This window comes from Halorussus halophilus, from assembly GCF_008831545.1.
GTDB classification, from domain to species: Archaea; Halobacteriota; Halobacteria; order Halobacteriales; family Haladaptataceae; genus Halorussus; species Halorussus halophilus.
On the sequence record NZ_CP044523.1, the window covers coordinates 2,591,182 to 2,609,126 of the forward strand.

The 17,945-nt window shown below is 63.1% G+C and carries 16 protein-coding genes; 7 read left to right on the plus strand and 9 right to left on the minus strand.

All coding sequences use genetic code 11. The annotated features are described in order from the left end of the window. Nucleotides 1-212 precede the first annotated feature (212 nt). On the plus strand, nt 213-2,048 hold the full coding sequence (locus F7R90_RS12955; protein ID WP_158057839.1) for a flippase-like domain-containing protein: 1,836 nt from the start codon (nt 213-215) through the stop codon (nt 2,046-2,048). Between the two features lie 24 nt (nt 2,049-2,072). On the opposite strand, the gene yjjX is transcribed toward F7R90_RS12955, so the two are convergent. Further along, nucleotides 2,073-2,591, minus strand: a complete 519-nt coding sequence (yjjX, locus tag F7R90_RS12960) for an inosine/xanthosine triphosphatase (protein ID WP_158057840.1) — start codon at nt 2,589-2,591, stop codon at nt 2,073-2,075. Nucleotides 2,592-2,623: 32 nt separating this feature from the next. Continuing rightward, entirely contained in the window at nt 2,624-3,406 is a 783-nt protein-coding gene (locus F7R90_RS12965; RefSeq protein ID WP_158057841.1) for a cobalamin-binding protein, read from the minus strand. 264 nt (nt 3,407-3,670) lie between these two features. On the opposite strand from F7R90_RS12965, the gene F7R90_RS12970 reads away from it, so the two are divergent. The 4 genes from F7R90_RS12970 (at nt 3,671) to F7R90_RS12985 (ending at nt 7,469) form a co-directional block, all read left to right on the plus strand. Then, entirely contained in the window at nt 3,671-4,636 is a 966-nt protein-coding gene (locus F7R90_RS12970; protein ID WP_158057842.1) for a transcription initiation factor IIB, read from the plus strand. A 99-nt stretch (nt 4,637-4,735) separates the two neighbouring features. Next, complete coding sequence (locus F7R90_RS12975; RefSeq protein WP_158057843.1) at nt 4,736-5,782, plus strand: DNA-methyltransferase; 1,047 nt, start codon at nt 4,736-4,738, stop codon at nt 5,780-5,782. A 31-nt stretch (nt 5,783-5,813) separates the two neighbouring features. Continuing rightward, nucleotides 5,814-6,485 (plus strand): type I 3-dehydroquinate dehydratase, encoded by a 672-nt coding sequence (locus F7R90_RS12980; protein ID WP_158057844.1) that lies wholly within the window; start codon nt 5,814-5,816, stop codon nt 6,483-6,485. Nucleotides 6,486-7,013: 528 nt separating this feature from the next. Then, the gene (locus tag F7R90_RS12985; protein ID WP_158057845.1) at nt 7,014-7,469 is read left to right on the plus strand and encodes a zinc ribbon domain-containing protein; all 456 of its coding nucleotides are present in this window, start codon (nt 7,014-7,016) and stop codon (nt 7,467-7,469) included. 21 nt (nt 7,470-7,490) lie between these two features. Here the strand turns inward: F7R90_RS12985 and F7R90_RS12990 are convergent, their stop codons facing one another. The 4 genes from F7R90_RS12990 to ppsA form a co-directional block, all read right to left on the minus strand. Next, a complete protein-coding gene (locus tag F7R90_RS12990; RefSeq protein ID WP_158057846.1) occupies nt 7,491-8,660 on the minus strand; it encodes a 3-dehydroquinate synthase II in 1,170 nt (389 codons plus the stop codon). 68 nt (nt 8,661-8,728) lie between these two features. After that, on the minus strand, nt 8,729-10,174 hold the full coding sequence (locus F7R90_RS12995) for an extracellular solute-binding protein (protein WP_158057847.1): 1,446 nt from the start codon (nt 10,172-10,174) through the stop codon (nt 8,729-8,731). Nucleotides 10,175-10,292: 118 nt separating this feature from the next. After that, a complete protein-coding gene (locus tag F7R90_RS13000; RefSeq protein ID WP_158057848.1) occupies nt 10,293-11,240 on the minus strand; it encodes a hypothetical protein in 948 nt (315 codons plus the stop codon). 113 nt (nt 11,241-11,353) lie between these two features. Next, nucleotides 11,354-13,693 (minus strand): phosphoenolpyruvate synthase, encoded by a 2,340-nt coding sequence (gene ppsA, locus F7R90_RS13005; RefSeq protein ID WP_158057849.1) that lies wholly within the window; start codon nt 13,691-13,693, stop codon nt 11,354-11,356. 181 nt (nt 13,694-13,874) lie between these two features. Here ppsA and F7R90_RS13010 point away from each other — a divergent pair, with 181 nt between their 5' ends. Both F7R90_RS13010 and F7R90_RS13015 read left to right on the plus strand, forming a co-directional pair. Beyond that, complete coding sequence (locus F7R90_RS13010; protein ID WP_158057850.1) at nt 13,875-14,306, plus strand: hypothetical protein; 432 nt, start codon at nt 13,875-13,877, stop codon at nt 14,304-14,306. A 64-nt stretch (nt 14,307-14,370) separates the two neighbouring features. Continuing rightward, a complete protein-coding gene (locus tag F7R90_RS13015; protein ID WP_158057851.1) occupies nt 14,371-15,504 on the plus strand; it encodes a phosphotransferase family protein in 1,134 nt (377 codons plus the stop codon). Between the two features lie 31 nt (nt 15,505-15,535). Here the strand turns inward: F7R90_RS13015 and F7R90_RS13020 are convergent, their stop codons facing one another. The 3 genes from F7R90_RS13020 to F7R90_RS13030 form a co-directional block, all read right to left on the minus strand. Further along, a complete protein-coding gene (locus F7R90_RS13020) occupies nt 15,536-15,862 on the minus strand; it encodes a DUF7344 domain-containing protein (RefSeq protein WP_158057852.1) in 327 nt (108 codons plus the stop codon). A gap of 87 nt (nt 15,863-15,949) precedes the next feature. Continuing rightward, nucleotides 15,950-16,903 carry a winged helix-turn-helix domain-containing protein gene (locus F7R90_RS13025; RefSeq protein ID WP_158057853.1) on the minus strand — a complete coding sequence of 318 codons (954 nt, stop codon included), beginning with the start codon at nt 16,901-16,903 and terminating at the stop codon, nt 15,950-15,952. A 123-nt stretch (nt 16,904-17,026) separates the two neighbouring features. Further along, nucleotides 17,027-17,932 (minus strand): PhzF family phenazine biosynthesis protein, encoded by a 906-nt coding sequence (locus F7R90_RS13030; RefSeq protein WP_158057854.1) that lies wholly within the window; start codon nt 17,930-17,932, stop codon nt 17,027-17,029. Between the last annotated feature and the right edge of the window lie 13 nt (nt 17,933-17,945).

Below are 17,945 nucleotides of genomic sequence, written 5' to 3' on the forward strand. Positions count from 1 at the left end.
CTTACACGAACCGTTTCGTTCGAAACGGCAGCACAACGGTCGGACGCGAGGACGAAACTGTACGCCACGGAGTCGAAACGCGCAGACCGGAAAACCGAGATTCGACGCTACAGAGCGTTTCAGCCGACGTGTCGGAACAGGCTGAACTTAGTCATGTGACCGGTTCAGAACGAGGCAGAAGCTACTTAGGCGGCAACGATGTCCATCAAACAATGAGCGGTCGTGCCGTCGAAGTGAGCGTCGTCCTCCCGGCCTACAACGAAGAGGCGACTATCGAGAACACGGTCGAGACGACACTCACCACGCTAGATTCGTTCCTCCCCGCAGGCACGTACGAAGTCCTCGTCGCCGAAGACGGGTGTGACGACAGAACGCCCGAAATCGCCGACAGAATGGAAGCCGAAGACGAGCGCGTTCGTCACTTCCACAGTGACGAGCGCCTCGGTCGTGGCGGCGCACTCAACCACGCGTTCCGCGCCGCAGACGGCGAGACGTTGGTGTACTTCGACACGGACCTTGCGACGGACATGAAACACTTAGAAGAGTTGGTCGAGGCCATTCGGTCTGGCGAGTATCAGTTCGCCACTGGTTCGCGCTGGATGCCCGGAAACGTCGCCGACCGCCCGGCGAAGCGCGACTTCGCCAGTCGCGGCTTCAACGGACTGACTCGACTCTTCCTCTCTTCGGACCTGAAAGACCACCAGTGTGGGTTCAAGGCGTTCGACCGAGACGCGCTGTTCGACGTGCTCGACGACGTGGAAGACGAACACTGGTTCTGGGACACCGAAGTCCTCGTTCGCGCGCAGCGACGGGGCTACGACATCAAAGAGTTCGCCGTCGAGTGGGAACCGAAGGGCGACACGAAAGTCGATTTGGTCCGTGACGTGTTCGGCATGGGGAGCCAGATTATGCGCTGTTGGTGGGAGTTTTCAGTACAACCGCGTATCACCCGCAACGTGTCTATCGCCGCGGGCGTCTTCCTCACCCTCGTCGCGGTGCTGTTGATGGGCGAGTACCTCCCGATGGACCAGGTATTGACCCAGATGAGCAACGCCGACCCGATGCTCGTCGGTGTCGCCGCGCTCGTCTACGTCCTCTCGTGGCCGCTTCGCGGTGCCCGCTACAGGGACATCCTCGAAGAACTCGGCTACACGGAAGACACTGACTTCCTGACGGGGGCTATCTTCGTCAGCCAGACCGGGAACCTCGTGTTTCCGGCGCGCGCTGGCGACGCCGTGCGCGCCTACGTCGTGAAGGCCCGCCGGTCGATACCGTATCCGACGGGCTTCGCCTCGCTGGCAGTCGAGCGCGTCTTCGACCTGCTCACCATCACCGTGCTGGCGGGCGTCGTCCTCATCGGACTCGCCCTGACTGGCATGACCTCGCTGTCCGGCCTGCAATCGACAGTGCTGGGTTCGGACCCGTCGGGTGGCGGCGTGGGTGCGAGTGGCCAGATGGCAGTGTACGTCGCGGGCGGCGTCGGCGTCGCGGCTATACTCGCCGCGGCGGTCATCGTCGTCAGCGCCCGCTCGGACCGCAACTACGTGCGCGCGGTCGTTTCGAAGTTGAGCAACGACTCGTACGCCGACTACGTAGCGGGCGTCATCGAGCGGTTTACCAGCGACGTGCAGACCGTTGCAGGGAATCGCAGCGCCTTCCTCACAGTCGGTGCGAGCAGTCTCGCCATCTGGACGCTCGACGTGGTGACGGCCCTGCTCGTGTTGCTCGCGTTCGACGTGTCGATGCCGCTCGTGTCCCTCGTCGCGGTCACGTTCTTCGCGGTCAGCGTCGGGAACCTCGCGAAAGTGTTGCCGCTGTCACCCGGCGGCGTCGGCCTGTACGAAGGCGCGTTCACCATCTTCGTCGTCGGACTGACGCCGATTTCCGCGGCCGTCGCCATCGGCGCGGCCATCCTCGACCACGCGGTCAAGAACATCGTGACGCTGGTCGGCGGCGTCGTCTCGATGTTCGTACTCAACGTCTCGTTGACGACCGCAGTGGAGGAGAGCAAAGAGGCGCGAGTGGACGCGGAACCGACCGACGACTAAGCGTCCTGTTTTTCGGTGGTTACGTTATCTGTAGAATCCAGTCACGAACGGCCCGAGAGCACCGGCCAGCGCAGAGCGTAGACCGTCTTCGCGGTCGATGATGCCGTTCGTCAGGACGCCCGCCGCTCCGCGCGTTTCCGGCACGTCGTCGGTCCCGAGTGCGTCGTTCATCACCGGGCCGAGTTCCTCGCCGCCTCGAATTCTGTCGGCGATGTTGTCTGGTAAGCGGAGTCTCGGACCCGCGCCCCGGCCAATCTGGTCGCCATCGGTCGCGGCGGCCCACATGATAAGGAAGAGACCGTCCGCTCCTTCGATTTCGGCGACGCCGCCCTCCAGTCCGACGCCGAGCGTAAACTCACCCGCGTCGAGGACGTTCTGGGCACGATTCACCGCACCTTCGACCGTCTCGCGCTCGCCGAAGGGCTGTTCTGAGACGCCGGACTCGACGGCGACAGACTCCACGGTGAGTTCGGGAATCGACGAGAGTGCGGACTCGGTGGCACGTCGCTTGACGGGATTCGTACTGCCGACACCGACTCGCATACACTGAGAGAGATGGTCGGGCGACTTGTGAGTTACTGTCTGGCGATTTCCGGATGAAGACTCACGGCAAGTCTTTCGACGCCGTCGAGGAGTCGCGGACTCGGTTGGTTCAATAGCGAGTCGTGAAGCACGTGGACGTTCCCCCGCTCGACGGCCGGAACGTCCAAATTGCGTTCCACGACCGATTCAGGGTCCGCGCTGTCGCCACGGCCACAGTAGTGACAGACGACGTGTTCGGGGGCGGCCGATTCGATTTCCTCTGTCGAGACTTCGTGGGACCGCTCGCCCGGTTCAACGAAGGGATGACTCCCTCCAGCGACTTCGACTGCTTGTGGAACCCAGTTGCCCGCTGCCATCGGTGGGTCTGGCCACTCCTCGCAGTAGACCACTGGTCGGTCGTACGGCGCGACCAGCGACCGGACGCGGTGGAGTCTACTCCGCGCACGCCACGCGAGGTCGTGGCCCGCTTTGGGGTCGCCGACGGTTCGGCCTATCTCGGCAAACGATTCGACTACCTCGCCGAGTGTCGTGGGTGAAAACTGAACGACGCGGTAACCACGCCCGCGGAGTTTATTCGTCACCTCGGTCTGGAGGTCGTCGGCAGTCAACACGAGGTCGGGGTTCAGTTCGGCTACGGCGTCGTAGTCGGGATTGAGCCACCCGCCGACGCGCGTGGGGGCACGCTCGGCGCTTCTCCCGCGTTCGAAGTCCTCACAGTGATTCGTGACGCCCACGAGGCGGTCGGTCGCGTCGAGAGCGCGCACTGTTTCGGTCGCACTCGGAGCCAACGAGACGATGCGTGGCAGGTCGGCCATCGACTACCCATCGGCGAGCGACCCGAATAAATCGTCCGACGTGCGTCGTACAACCTGATATTATCCAATTTAAATTTTTCCCACCGGAAACCGAGACCGGCGGTTGCGAGCAGTGTGGTACGCATTCTCGTGAATCGCGGGGCTCGATTCCGGAAAATTTAAATATGTTTCGGAGTAACTGGATGTTAAGAACTGAGTCCGGGTTTTTCAGGCTTTCCCTGCCCGGTTAGCTCACGCCCTCTCGTAATCCACGAGGTGTAAGCGATGACGAACACACACATTCGAACTCGACAGTCAGAAGAAGCGGTAGAAGAAGAAAAGACCGACGACGGGACCACCTGTCCCGAATGCACGGGGAGACTCATCAACGACGGCGAACACGGTGAAACCGTCTGCGAAGAGTGCGGCCTCGTCGTCGAGGAAGACAACGTAGACCGCGGGCCGGAGTGGCGCGCGTTCGACGCCAAAGAGAAGAACGAGAAGTCCCGCGTCGGTGCCCCGACGACGAACACGATGCACGACAAGGGTCTCTCGACCAACATCGACTGGCGCGACAAGGACGCCTACGGCAACTCGCTCGGGTCGCGCCAGCGCGAGAAGATGCAGCGCCTGCGCAAGTGGAACGAACGGTTCCGCACGCGAGACAGCAAGGAGCGCAACCTCAAGCAGGCACTCGGCGAAATCGACCGCATGGCCAGCGCGCTCGGCCTGCCGGACAACGTCCGGGAGACGGCGTCGGTCATCTATCGGCGCGCACTGGACGAGGACCTGCTTCCGGGCCGCTCCATCGAGGGCGTCTCGACATCCTGTGTCTACGCCGCCGCTCGACAGGCGGGCGTCCCGCGCAGTCTGGACGAAATCGGCGACGTCTCACGCGTCGAGAAGAGCGAAGTCGCCCGCACGTACCGCTACGTCGTCCGGGAACTGAACCTCGAAGTCAAGCCCGCCGACCCCGAGAGCTACGTGCCGCGATTCGCGTCGGGACTCGACCTCTCCGACGAGGCCGAACACCGCGCCCGCGAACTGCTCAAGACCGCCAAAGAGCAGGGCGTCCACAGCGGCAAGTCGCCGGTCGGACTCGCCGCAGCGGCCGTCTACGCCGCCGCACTCTTGACCAACGAGAAGACCACGCAGGCAGAGGTCAGCGACGTGGCCGACATCAGCGAAGTCACCATCCGCAACCGCTACCACGAGTTGCTGGAAGCCGAAGAAGCGCCTGCGATGGCGTAAGTCGCGCCGAAGTGTAAGCGCGTTCGGTATTTTACGCGGGAGACAGTACGCGAACCGAAAGAGAGTTTTGTCGCCAACGTGAGACAATCAGCAAGCGGAATGGAAACGGAACACCGGATTCACGTCGGCGACGCCCGCGAGATGACTGAGTTGGGAGACGATTCGGTCGAGTTGGTCGTCACCTCGCCTCCGTACCCGATGATAGAGATGTGGGACGACCTCTTCGCCGACCTCGACTCCGAAATCGAATCCGCACTCTCGGCGGGCGACGGTGAGGCGGCGTTCCAGGCGATGCACGACGCGCTCGCCCCGGTCTGGTCCGAACTCTCGCGCGTCCTCGTTCCCGGTGGCATCGCGGCCGTCAACGTCGGCGACGCGACCCGAAGCGTCGCCGACACGTTCGAGTTGTATCCGAACCACGCCGAACTCATCTCCCGGTTTCGGGACGAAGGATTCTCGCTGCTGCCGGACGTCCTCTGGCGCAAGCCCGTCAACAGCCTCACGAAGTTCATGGGGTCGGGAATGGTGCCGCCGAACGCATACGCGACGCTCGAACACGAGTACGTCCTGTTGTTTCGCAACGGCCGTGAGTCGCGGTCGTTCGAACCCGGTGCCGAGCGGCGATACGAGGCGGCGTACTTCTGGGAGGAGCGCAACGACTGGTTTTCCGACCTCTGGACCGACGTGCGCGGCGAGCGCCAACAGTTGGGCACCGACGGCCTTCGAAAACGCTCGGCGGCGTATCCGTTCGAGGTGCCGTACCGACTCGTCAACATGTACTCCGTCTACGGCGACACCGTTCTGGACCCCTTCTGGGGAACCGGCACTACCTCGCTGGCGGCGATGGTCGCGGGCCGCAATTCGGTGGGCTACGAACTCTCGCGGGAATTCCGGGACGTGTTCGACGAGCGCGTGGCGGGACTTCCGGGGTTCGCCGACAGCGTCAATCGGTCGCGGTTGGCCCAGCATCGGGAGTTCGTCGCCGACAGCGAGAACGGAGCGGGCGACTTCGGCTACGAAGCCGACAACTACGACTTCCCAGTGAAGACCCAACAAGAGCGACAACTCCAACTGTACTCGGTCGTAGACTGCGAGCGCGAGGACGACCGATATCTCGTCGCCCACGAGCGATTCGGGAACGAGTAGCCTTTTACACGCGGGAGGCACAGACCACGCCATGGAGTTCGAGGAGTTCGTCTTGGTGGCGAGCGTGACCGACCTCGCCGCCGAGCGTCGCGCCCGCGACCACGCCGATGCAGTCGAGTTTCGAATGGACCTCTCCGAGGGCCCGCAGTCGGACGTAGAGAGCTACGACGGTGAGTTGCCGATACTCGCTACGAACCGGGCGGCGTGGGAAGGCGGGGAGGCCGCAGACGACCACGCACGACTCGACGCGCTGGCCGAGGTCGCCGAGCATCCCGCCGTGGAGGCAATCGACGTGGAGCTACGGAGTCTCGTCTCGGGAGAGGCCGACGAAGTCGTCGGGCGCGCCCGCGACCACGGCGTGAGCATCGTCGCCTCGGTTCACGACTTCGAGACGACGCCGTCCACGATGGAGATGCGCGGAAAGTTGCAACTAGCCACGAGACGCGGCGACGTAGGGAAGTTGGCCGTGACCGCTCACGACCGAAGCGACGTGCTGGACCTGTTGACCGTCACCGACCAACTCGACGGGGCAGGCGAGCGCGTGGCGACGATGGCGATGGGCGAGGCGGGCCGACACTCGCGGGCGGTCGCGCCGCTGTACGGGTCGAAGATCGGCTACGCGCCAGTCGAGTCCGAGGACGCGACTGCGCCGGGCCAGTACGACCTCGAAACGCTGGCAGGGCTCGTCGAGCAACTGGAGTAGGTCGGTTCTCCATAGCCGTCGCTCGTGGATGCGGGATGGCTCCGTCCTTTCGGAGTAGTCGGACTGGCGGATGACGAGGTCATCGACCGTGCTGACTGACTCACCAGCTATCTGCTCGCAACCGCGCGAAACGTCCGGGGCGAGTTTGTCCCGGCTTGGTATTTGAACGTTTGTGCGAGCCGTCGCCGCGCGCTGGCGCGACCCGAAGGGTGTCGCGCCAACTGTCGCGCGAGGGACGAGTAACGGAGCGCGGACGACGCGAACCTACGTGGTCGCGTCGTCCGAATCCGAGTAACGCAGTCGGATGGGGAGGGTGTGGCTGTCGCGGTGCTGGGCGGTCGCCGCACAAGCTACAGAAGACGCGAGAAATCGAGACGCATGCGTCTCGATTTCTCTGCGTCCATTTTTTGATCCACATTTTTTGGCGGAGCGGTGCGCGGGAGCCTTCGGCTCCCAGCGCACCCGACGCCAAAAAAGGTGGTTGTGGAGGCGCAAGTTTTTAACGCAAGCGCCAGTTATCCCCGTCTAGTGACTCATACGAAATCTGGAAAGCGTCCGTGGCTGGGCGCGATACTGGCGTTCTTTCTGCCCGGACTCGGGCACGTCTACCTGCGGGAGTGGCTTCGGTCGCTGATGTGGTTCGGGTTCGTCCTGAGCGCCGTCGTCCTCTTCGTGCCGATTCCGGACTCCGCGATGGCCGCCGCCGAGACAGGTGGCGTCCAGGCAGCGTGGGACGCCGCGATGCAGACGAGCCAGAACCTCCCGATGGAGGCGATGTTACCCATCCTCGTCGTGCGCGTGTTCAGCGCCATCGACGCCTACTGGCTGGCGCTTCAGGGCCAGACCGAAGAACAGGAGGGCGAGCGCTGTCCGGCCTGTGGCAAGCCAGTGGACGAGGAACTCGACTTCTGTCAGTGGTGTACGACGCCGCTGGCCGAACACGAGAACCCGGACCCGGCCGAAAAAGGACTGCTGTCGCGCTGACGGCTGCCTGCGCTGACTGTTCTACTTCTCGATGATGCTCTCTTCGACGCTCTCGCCGAAGTGTCGAGCGCCTTCCTCTCTGTAGAGTCGAATCTCGTCGCCGACCTGCAAGTCAGTCACTGCTTTCCGGCCCTCGCTGGTCGGGACCTTGATTGTCTCTGCGTTCTGCAGTAGCGTCTCGACTCTGTCGCCGTCGTCCGTCTCAGCCTCGACGCGGAACATCGGTCGCTGCTCGATTTTGACGCGGCCGACCGTCGCTTCGCGGGTGGTGCCGTCCAGGTTCACGACCTGCACCTCGTCGCCGGATTTCAGTTCCGAGAGGTACTTCGTGCCGCCGTCGGGCGTGCGGACGTAGGCGTGGACTGCACCTGCGTTGACCCGGAACGGCCGGGAGGCGACGTACGGCGATTCGGCGGTTTCTGCGTGGACGAAGAACAGACCGCGGGACATCGACCCGACGAGCATCCCTTCGTCGTGTTCAAGCAGGTTGCCGGTATCGACGCAGACGCGGTCGGCGCTCCCGGTGCGTTCGACCGTCGTCACCTCTGCCCAGTCTAAGTCGAGCGTCTCGCGTTCTGCTTCGTCGCGGACATCGACGGTGTCTCGAATCTCGTCCGGGTCGTCGCTGTCGAGGAGTACAGCGTCGCTACCGATTTCCAGCGTCTCGAAGGCGGTCTTGGCTTCCTCGGCGCTGGTGACGCCCGCGATGAGGTCGGTCTCCTCGCCGATGCGAGCGATGAGATTCTCCAGCGGGATGATGGTCCAGTCTTCGCCGACGACGACGGTGTAGTCTGCTTCGTCGGCCGCCGCCTCTGCGAACGCCTCGTACTCTTGGCCGAAGATGCGGACGTAGGCACCGTCCGCTCGGTCGTCGGTTCGGCGGAGCGTCGAGAGGTCCGCCGACCCCGAGAAGTCGTTCGGGAGGTCTACTGTCCCGTCGCCCTCGCCCTCTTTGCCGACGAAGTAGGCGTCGGCCTCTGCGGCATCGGCTTCGGCTTCGTCGATGACTTGCGTGTCGCCGTTCGAGAACGCCGCGACGTTCACGTCGCCGAGTTCTCGCACTCGCGCGACGTCTTCTGCGTCTACCAGTACCCAATCGACGCCTGCTTCCAGCCCAGCAGTGATTCGTTTCCGACGGTCGTCCCAGTCGCCGACTGCGTCGTCGGCTTTGAGCCATACAGAGCGGGTCATACTCGCAGGCTTGCGCCGAGTTGGCTTGAACGTGGCGGATGCGACAACAGCTGTGAAAAGAATAGCACTCAGGCTCGTTGCTCGATGGCCTTGATGGTCTGCTGAAGCTGCTGCATCGCTTGCTGCGGTCTGCCGCCCTGACTGTACGCCGAGTTGACCTGCTGTGCAATCTGCGTGGACTCTTGGGGCCAGACGACCGTCACTGGTCGCGGCAGTGCCGCGTTCGCGGCCGTCCGGAGCTGTTCGACGTACCGCCCCATGATTGGCACCTGCTGTGCCCGCTGGCGCTGGAGCAGGTCCGTGTTCGGCGGCACCCAACCCAACAGCTCGAACAGTCGGAACATGAACTCCTCGTTCATCATCGACGTGATGACTTCGAGGGCGGCTTCCTTGTTCTGCGAGTTCGGGTTGACGGACGTGAGCCACCCACCGAGTGCGGAGGTCGGACCACCCGTCGCCGGAATCTGGGCCTGCTGTTCGGTCTTGGCGTACGGAATCGGCATGACGCCGAGGTCTTGGCCGAACGCGTCCTCTGCGCCGTTGATGTTGATGGAGTAGGTCCAGTTTCGGTGCGTGACTGCGTTCCCACTGGTGAACGGCTTGCGTGACGGCTCTTCGGACCACTGAAGCACCGCCTGCGGTGCGATTTGCTGGTAGCCGTCGAGCGTATTGTTCGCGTCCGGCCCGTGGATGAGCGACCGGACCATCCGAATGGAGTCCACGACCGGTTTCTGGGCGAGTGTAATCGGTCGGTCGCCGACTGGTCCGAAGAGGTTCTGTTGCGGGTTGCCGAAGTACGCGCCGCCCCAACTCGTCATGAACTCGTTGAAGTCACAGCACGACAGGCCCTCGTAGGTGTCTGCTTGGAACGTGAACCCGTAGTTCGTGTTCGTCTGGCTCTGCACGTCCGAGACGATGTTCGAGAATCGCTGCCACGTCATCGACTCGGTCGCCCAACTCTGCTGTGGACTGTGGCCCGCCTGCTCGAAGAGGTCTTTCCGGTACTGTATCGTCGCGATGTCGGGGAAGAACGGCACCCCGTAGATGGCATTGCCGCCCGGTGGCTGGCCCGTCGCTGCAAGTCGCTGTAGATACTGGTTGCGCAGCATCTGGACTTTCCCCTGTGGCAACCGGTCGGTCAAGTCGAGCAACTGGTCGCGGACGATGAACGGAATCGTCCACCCGCTGTCCATCATCATGATGTCGGGCTTGTTCCGACCGGCAGAGAGCCACTGTTGGTACTGCGCACGACGGTTGTCGGTGACGTTCGGACCAGCGAGGACGCTAATTTCGATGTCGTTCGACAGACCGACGTCGCGCAACGCTTGCTGGAGTTCTCCCTCGACCCCCTTCACGTTCGAGTCTGCCGCCCACTGGACAGTCGTCGTGCCGCCCTGATTCTGTACTTCGCCGACGGTATCGCCGTCGAGATACCCAGTCAGACCACCCGCCGCTCCGGACGCCCCGATAGCCTTGACGAACTGGCGTCGAGACGTTCCGCTATCTCGTGTCATTTCGTGTCATACCCCCAAACGGTCCACGGTAGATTTCCGTAAATCCGTTTGGTTCGGACTGCTCATCTGGTTGACTGGAATAAAGACTTGACTGCAGGAATCGTTCGTTGGCCGAGGTTCAGGTCGCCGTGGAACTATTCGTCGCCATGGATACGGCTGTAGTCGTCGCGTTCTGCAGTTCAGTCGTCCTGTTCGGCGCAGTGGTCGCCGTATTCCGCGCATGGGTCGTCGTATTCGAGAGTTCTGTCGTCGCGTTCGTAGCCTGAGAAGGCGGAATCGCCGCGCCGACCCACGGCGGTCGGTCGAGGTCGAGCGGTGCTAACTCCTCGATTTCGAACTCGTAGTGAATTCGGGTCGCGTTCGACTCCTCGTCGGCGTCGTACAGCGCAGTCAGCGAGATTTCGCGGACGCGTCCGCGGGAATCGACGACGAGGCGCGCGTCGAACTCGCTGACGTTCGGATCGACTGCGTCGGTAGCACGGAGGACGGTGACGGGCCGTCCGTCCCGACGCTCTACGTCGGCGACGGTGTAGTTGCCAGCGGCCAGCGCGAGTTCGAGAAGCCACGCGTGTGTAACCTGCGAGTCGAGGTCAGCGCGAGGGAGGTGCGCCCACGTCTCGTCCGGGACACCGAGGTCCTCGCCCGTTCGGTTGTACATACGAAGTCGCGTCTCGTTGTTCCCGCGGTAGCGGACGACGGTCGTCGATTCGTTGGCCCAGATGTCGGTCGCAAACTCGGTGGTCTCGCCACCGACGCGGCGTTCACTCGCCGAGTAGATGACGAGCGGCGTCAATCCCGTCGAGACGGTCCCACACTGCGTAGTCGTCTGGCGAGCGCCGCCGGTCGAGACGTTCGCGAGGAACCGAAACCGGAAGCCAGTGTCGTTGAGCGCCTCGCTGTGGGCGGTCACGAGTGCTTCGTCGTCTTCGATGCCAGATTCCGTGACGCCGGGCGGGAGGGTCGTCTCGTCCACTGTCGTCGTCGCAGGTGGGGCGGCCGCACTTCCTGCCCATCCGGCCTGCGCGAGAACGACGAGGACCACGAGCGTAGCGACTCGGACGTTCATTCGCTCGCAGTGCAATGGCTCGGCCCATAAACAGGCCGTATCGTATCGGTCGTTTCGGGGCGGTAGCCACTGCTTTCGGGCGATAAGTAGCGATTGTAAAGAGAAGGGTCCGCTTAGCGCACCGAGTCGAGCAGGAGTTTCTGCTCGACGCGCTTGACCTCGTGCTGGACGTCGCGCACCGCGTCGATGTTCGCCGAAATCGAGCTGACGCCCTCGTTGACGAGGTGCTGGACCATCTGGGGCTTCGACCCGGCCTGCCCACAGATGCTCGTCGCCACGTCGTGCTCGCGGCAGGTCTCGATGGTCTGGGCGATGAGTTCCAAGACGGCGGGGTGAAGTTCGTCGAACCGGTCTGCGACGTTGCCGTTGTTTCGGTCCACCGCCAGCGTATACTGGGTTAGGTCGTTCGTACCGAAGGAAGCGAAGTCGATACCCTGCTCGGCCATCTCCTCGATGGAGAGCGCGCTCGCGGGCGTCTCGACCATCACGCCCCAGTTACGCTTCTCGTAATCGATGCCCGCCTCGGTCATGAGGTTGCGCGCCTGAATCACGTCCTCGGCGTCGTTGACCAGCGGGAGCATGATTTCGACGTTGTCGTAGCCCATCTCGTAGAGCCGTTTGAACGCCTCCAGTTCGTGTTTGAACACGTCCGGCCGGTCGAGACTGCGGCGGATGCCACGATAGCCGAGCATGGGGTTGTGTTCGCTCGGTTCGTCCTCGCCGCCCTCCAACTGGCGGAACTCGTCGGTCGGCGCGTCGAGCGTCCGCACGCGGACCGGTCGCGGATAGAACTCGTCGGCCACGCCGCGAACGCCCTCGACGATTTCGTTGATGTAGGCGTCCTCGCCGTGGTCGTCGATGTACTTCGCGGGCGTCTTGTTGGTCGAGAGAATCATGTGCTCCATCCGGAGCAGGCCGACGCCGTCGGCACCAGTCGCGGCGGCACGTTCTGCGGCTTCCGGGATGGAGACGTTGACCTTGACCTCGGTTGCGGTCATCGGCTTGACCGGGGACTGCGGACGGACTTCTTCGACGCCTTCGCGTTCGGCTTCTTTCTCGGGGCGGCCCTCCGTGATGGTTCCTTTGTCGCCGTCGAGGCTGATGAGTTGGTCGTCCGCGAGCGTGGTCGTCGCGTCTTGACACCCGACGACGGCCGGGCAACCGAGTTCGCGCGAGACGATGGCGGCGTGGCTGGTCATGCCGCCCTCGTCGGTGACGATACCCGCGGCGCGCTTCATCGCGGGCACCATGTCGGGCGTCGTCATCTCGGTGACGATGATGTCGCCGTCGCTGACCTTGTCGAGTTGGTCGAGTTTGCCGACGATGCGGGCCGCACCGGACGCGATTCCGGGACTCGCGCCGAGTCCGTTGACGAGTACGTCGCCGTTCGACCCGGCGTCGCCGCCTGCGTTCGCGTTCGCGCTCGAACTGCCGCTGGCGGTTTCGACGCCGCTCCCGTCGGCGATACCCTCTGCTTCGGCAGTCCCCTGAGAGTCGGCGCTCGCGCCCTCGTCGATGGTCGTAATCGGCCGGGACTGGAGCATGTAGACTTCGCCGTCCACGATGGCCCACTCCACGTCTTGGGGCGCGTCGTAGTGGTCTTCGACGAGTTCGCCGAGCTCCACGAGTCGGTCGATGTCGGCCTCGTTCAGGACCTGCTGTTCGCGCTTCTCGTCAGGGACCTCGCGCTCGACGGTCTCGCCCGTCTCGGCGTCCTTCTCCATCATGAGCTTCTTGTCGGCGATGGTCACCTCGTCCAAGGTTCCCGTCTCGCGGTCCACGACGTAGTTGTCCGGCGAGACAGAGCCAGAGACGACGGCTTCGCCGAGTCCCCAAGCGGACTCGATGATGATCCGCGGTTCGCCGGTCGAGGGGTGACTGGTGAACATGACGCCGCTCTTCTCGGCGTCCACCATCTTCTGGACGACGACTGCGATGTTGACGACGGAGTGGTCGAAGCCCTTCTCTTGGCGGTAGTAGATAGCGCGCTGGGTGAACAGCGATGCCCAGCACCGCTTGACGCGGTCCACGAGGTCTTGGCCAGTGACGTTGAGGAACGTCTCCTGCTGGCCCGCGAAGCTAGCGTCGGGCAGGTCTTCGGCGGTCGCGGAGGAGCGGACGGCGACGAACGCCTCGCCGTCGTCTAAGTTGTCGTAGCTCGTCAGAATCTCCTCCCGTATCTCGGCGGGCATCTCGGTTTCGAGGATGAGTTCCTTCGCGCGCGACTGGGCCTCCGCGAGCGCGGCGGAATCTTCCGTGTCCACGTCTACAGCCTCGAAGAGTTCCTCGTCGATTCCGGTTTCCTCGATGAACGTGCGGTAAGTGCCCGCAGAGACGACGAACCCCGAAGGGACCGGCAGGCCCGCGCCCGTCAGTTCGCCGAGCGAGGCGCCCTTGCCACCGACCAGTTCGAGGTCGTCTGCAGTGATTTCGTCCAGCCAGAGTACAGCCATTGTGTGCATATAGGAGAACAAGAAGACGAATAAAGAATGTTCCGACCGTCCGCATCCGGAAATATTTACTCGAAAGCGTATTTGGTTGAGAAACGACCAGAGGGAGAGCAGCCCCGAATCGTGTGTTTCCGCAGACACGAAAGCGTGCAAGTTATATGGGTACGCCATAGTGTCCCCGTCAATGGACGCGAGCAGTTCGCTTCGGTGGGCAGTGTACTACGTCGCGCTCGCGGGCGTGGCGACTATCGTCGGCGGCGGATTCGTCGTCGTCGGGATGATGCTCGGCCTCGGCGCGGCAGTCAACCAGTTGCTGTACGAGGGCGCGGGCTTCGGGACGGTCCTCGGAACCGCCGCACCGGGTCTCGTCGTCGCCCTGCTCGGCGTGTTCGTCTGGGCAGTCGGCAGCGCGGCGGCGTTCTTCACGGTCGTCGCCGAGGCCGTAGACGAACAGATGCAAGAGCGGTTCAACGGCGAGAAAGTCAAGAGCGACATTCTGTCGGTGCTGGACGACCGACTCTCGGACGTGGAACACGACATCGAGGAGATGCGCCGGAAAGTCTCGGAGATGAAACGCGAAGACGCCGCGAACGAGTTCGACTTCGGCGACGCCTGACTGGCGTGGGAGTCGTTCACGTACCGGGATAGCACTTTTCAGGACCCCTTCCGAGAATTCGAGCATGAGCGACGACGATGCTGGCACGGAGACAGACAGCGATGCTGACGCCGACGCCGTAGCAGATGCGGAGGACGCGACCGACTTTTCGCCGGAAACGCTCACTCGAATGGTCCGCGAGATTCGACCGGAGTGGCGACTTCGAGAGTCGAGGCTCGCACCCGAAGGCACCGACGCGGTCTACTTCGTGACCGTCGAGACAGGCGAAGGAACGCGCGAGTGCGTCCTCAAAATCTGTGACTTCCTGGACCCCGAGGCGTTCCGACCGGAACCACACCTCGTGGCCCTGATAGACGCCGAAACGTCGATTCCGGTGCCGAGCGTCGTCGGGACAGTGGACTACCACGAGGAACTGCCCGCGCCGTTCTTCCTGATGGAGAAGGTGGACGGCGAGAATCTGGAGAACCAAGCACGGGAGTTAGCCCCCGAAGTGGTCGAACGAGTCGCGCGAAACGCCGGGCGCAACCTCGGCGAGTTACACGCCCTCGGCGACTTCGAGCAGTTCGGGCCGATTCGACTCACGAGTGACGTAGACAGTACTGACGCGGATGCCAAGGTACACGTCGAAGCGACCGACCGACCGCTCGTCGTCGGCGAGACGGGCCAAGACACCTTGCGACCGCGAATCGAAGAGGTGGCCGAATATCACTTCGAGAACTTGGACGAGCGATTCGCCGATTTGGAGTCCGACCTCCGCGCGTTCATCGACGAACGCCTCGACGCGCTGGATTCGCCCGACCGGGCGCTCTCGCCGACTATCACGCACTTCGATTACAGGTTCGGAAATCTACTCGTTGACCCCGAGACGGGCGAGACGAAGGTGGTCCTCGACTGGGGGAACGTCTCGACGAACGACCCGCAGAACGAACTCGTCTACACAGAACAGTATCTCTCCGGGTGGGCGACCCACGACGACCCACTTCGGAGTCGAGTTCGAACTGCGCTCCGCGAGGGGTACAGCGAGACCAACGAACTCGAACGCGACCCAGAGTTCGAGCGTAGACGGGAACTGTACCTCGCGGCGAGTCGCCTCTCACCGCTCGTCTGGTTCGACATGTGGTACGCAGCGGAGAGCGAGGCGGAGCAGAAGGAGACGGAGCGACGACACAGACAGGCGGTACGCGAGTTGTTTGGGTGAGCGTCTCGACGCAGAACGGTCCTTCTGTTCGTTACTTCCGTCTGTGCAGTTCGGTCTCGATTGCGTCCAAACACCGGAGCAGTCGCTCGCCGTAGGCCGTTATGGTGACTGTTCCGGCGTCGGTGTCGTAGCGAATCGCGTTTTCGTCGGCCAACTTCGGAAGGTGGACGTGGGAGAGCGAGACGGTCGTGTGCGTAGTCGAGGCGGCCGGGCGGGCGTCCCGGGCGAGTTCGTGGCTCAGTTCGTCTCGCGTCATCGTCTCCGTGCGTTCGAGACACCGCAGGACGCGCCGCCGGTAGTCGTTTTCGAGTAACGAACACACCGTGTCAGTCTCTCCCTGCAACTGTAGTTCGCCCATGGCACTATGTAACAAGGTGTTCAGAATAAAGATTCGCCGTAGCGCAATACTCTAAATTATTTTTCACTTTCGCGGCGAAACCCTCCCTTACCGAGAGTCCGACGTTCGCCGTGCCGAGAGTACGTCTAACTCCTCGTCCATCGAAACGACGAGGGTGTCGTCCTCGATTGGGATGGTGACTCGGAAGCGAAACGGGTCGGTGTCGGTGACCGTGCCAGTGACGTCCCGGACGAACTGGGCGTTGTCGGACGTGAGTTTGCGAATCGGTATCTTCTCGTCGAGACCGTGGTCGTAGTAGAAACTGACGACCGCGGGGTGGTTCAGTGCGGCGAACCACATTACCGATTTTCGACGGTATCGGCAGTGTTCACACTCGTAGAGTGCCCACACCTCGTAGCGACTGTCGCAGTTCGGACAGATTTTGGAGTCGCCGACCTGATGGTCGTCACAGATGTCGTAGGAGATGTCGATGCCGCTGGCGCACTCGGGACAGATGCCCTTCATCATCGGCGCGATTTTCGAGTCGTAGAGGACGTGTGCAGCGTCGATAGCCGCCTCGGGAGTTCGGTCGGCGAGGCCGGAGGGCGGGAACTGATAGTGCATGTACGTACCGTCCGGAAAGTCACCGCCGATGACGCCGCCGCAGTCGGTACACCGCACCGAAATTACGTCCTTCGTGTACCCCATCTCGACGGGTGCGTCACAGTACGCGCACCGCTCGTCCGTCTCCGCGGGCCTGACGGAGGGTGCGGAGGTGATGGTGCCCGTGAGCACTGCCCGGACTATCTGCTCGCCAGCGAACCGCAGGTCGTAGCCGTCGTCTGTCTTCTTGACGAAGTGGTCGGTGAGTTTGCCGAGGTGATAGTTGAAGTTGCCCTTGTCGTCGGGGGCCACGTCCGAGCGGAGTTCGGCGAACGAACTCGGTTCGTCGGACTGCCACAGCGCACGAAGTATCTCCATCCGGGTCTCGTTGCCCAAGATGGCGAACGCTTCCGTGGCGGTGATTTCCTCGGTCTCCACGTCGTCCACTGGGCCGCCCATATCGCAGTATTATTCCGAACTCACTTGTACGCTAGTGCCCGGCGTAGTTCTCGAACGTACCGTCGTGCCTACTCGTGGCGCTCGGAATCCCTGTAGGCAACCGACGATTACGGACGAAGCCGATTACGCCTCGATGATGTCTCCACCGTCGTCCAGTTCGGGCACTCGAAGCTCTCCGTCCAAGGAAGTAACCGCTTCCCCACCGACCCGTACCTCGTCTCCGATTCGTACTTGGATGTACCCGGGCCGGTCCACGAAGTGCCCCTGTTCGAACACCATCTCGTCTGGGAACTCACCGTCGAACGCTTCGACCTCGCGCAGATACGCGCCGGTCGCACCGCTCGCAGTGCCGGTACAGGGGTCTTCGGGCACGCCTGCGGCGGGCGCGAACATCCGACCGTGGAGCGTCGAATCCATGGCGAGCGCGTCGAAGGAGAAGGCGTAGATGCCCGCCACGTCGAGTTCGTCGCTGATGGTCTCGATTGCACCCAAGTCCGGGTCTATCGCGCTCACGTGTTCGAGGAAGTTCACCGGCACGACGAGGAACGGCAAACCAGTCGATGCGACAGCGAGCGGCAGGTCCGCGCCAACGTCTTCGAGGGCGGCGTGGTCGATGCCCAGCGCGTCGGCGACTCGTTCGTACTCCACGTCCACCTCTCGAATCTCCGGGTCGTCTTGGGTCATCCAGACCGTTCCATCTTCGGCGACCTCGATTTCGAGGACGCCGACGTCCGTCTCCAAGGTGTGCGTGCCCGCGTCGATAACACCGTCTTCGAGCAAGTGGGCGTGAGAGGCGATGGTCGCGTGACCGCAGAGGTCCACTTCTGTCGTCGGCGTGAAGTACCGCACCTTGCGGTCGGCCTCGTCGCTCGACAGGAAGAAGGCCGTCTCGCTGAGCGCCAGTTCGTCGGCGATAGCCTGCATCTGCGTTTCGGACAGTTCGTCGGCCTCGGGGACCACTCCGGCGGCGTTGCCGCCGAACGGTTCGGTGGTGAACGCATCGACTTGGAGCGCGCGCACGGATTGCATGCTGAAGGGGTCG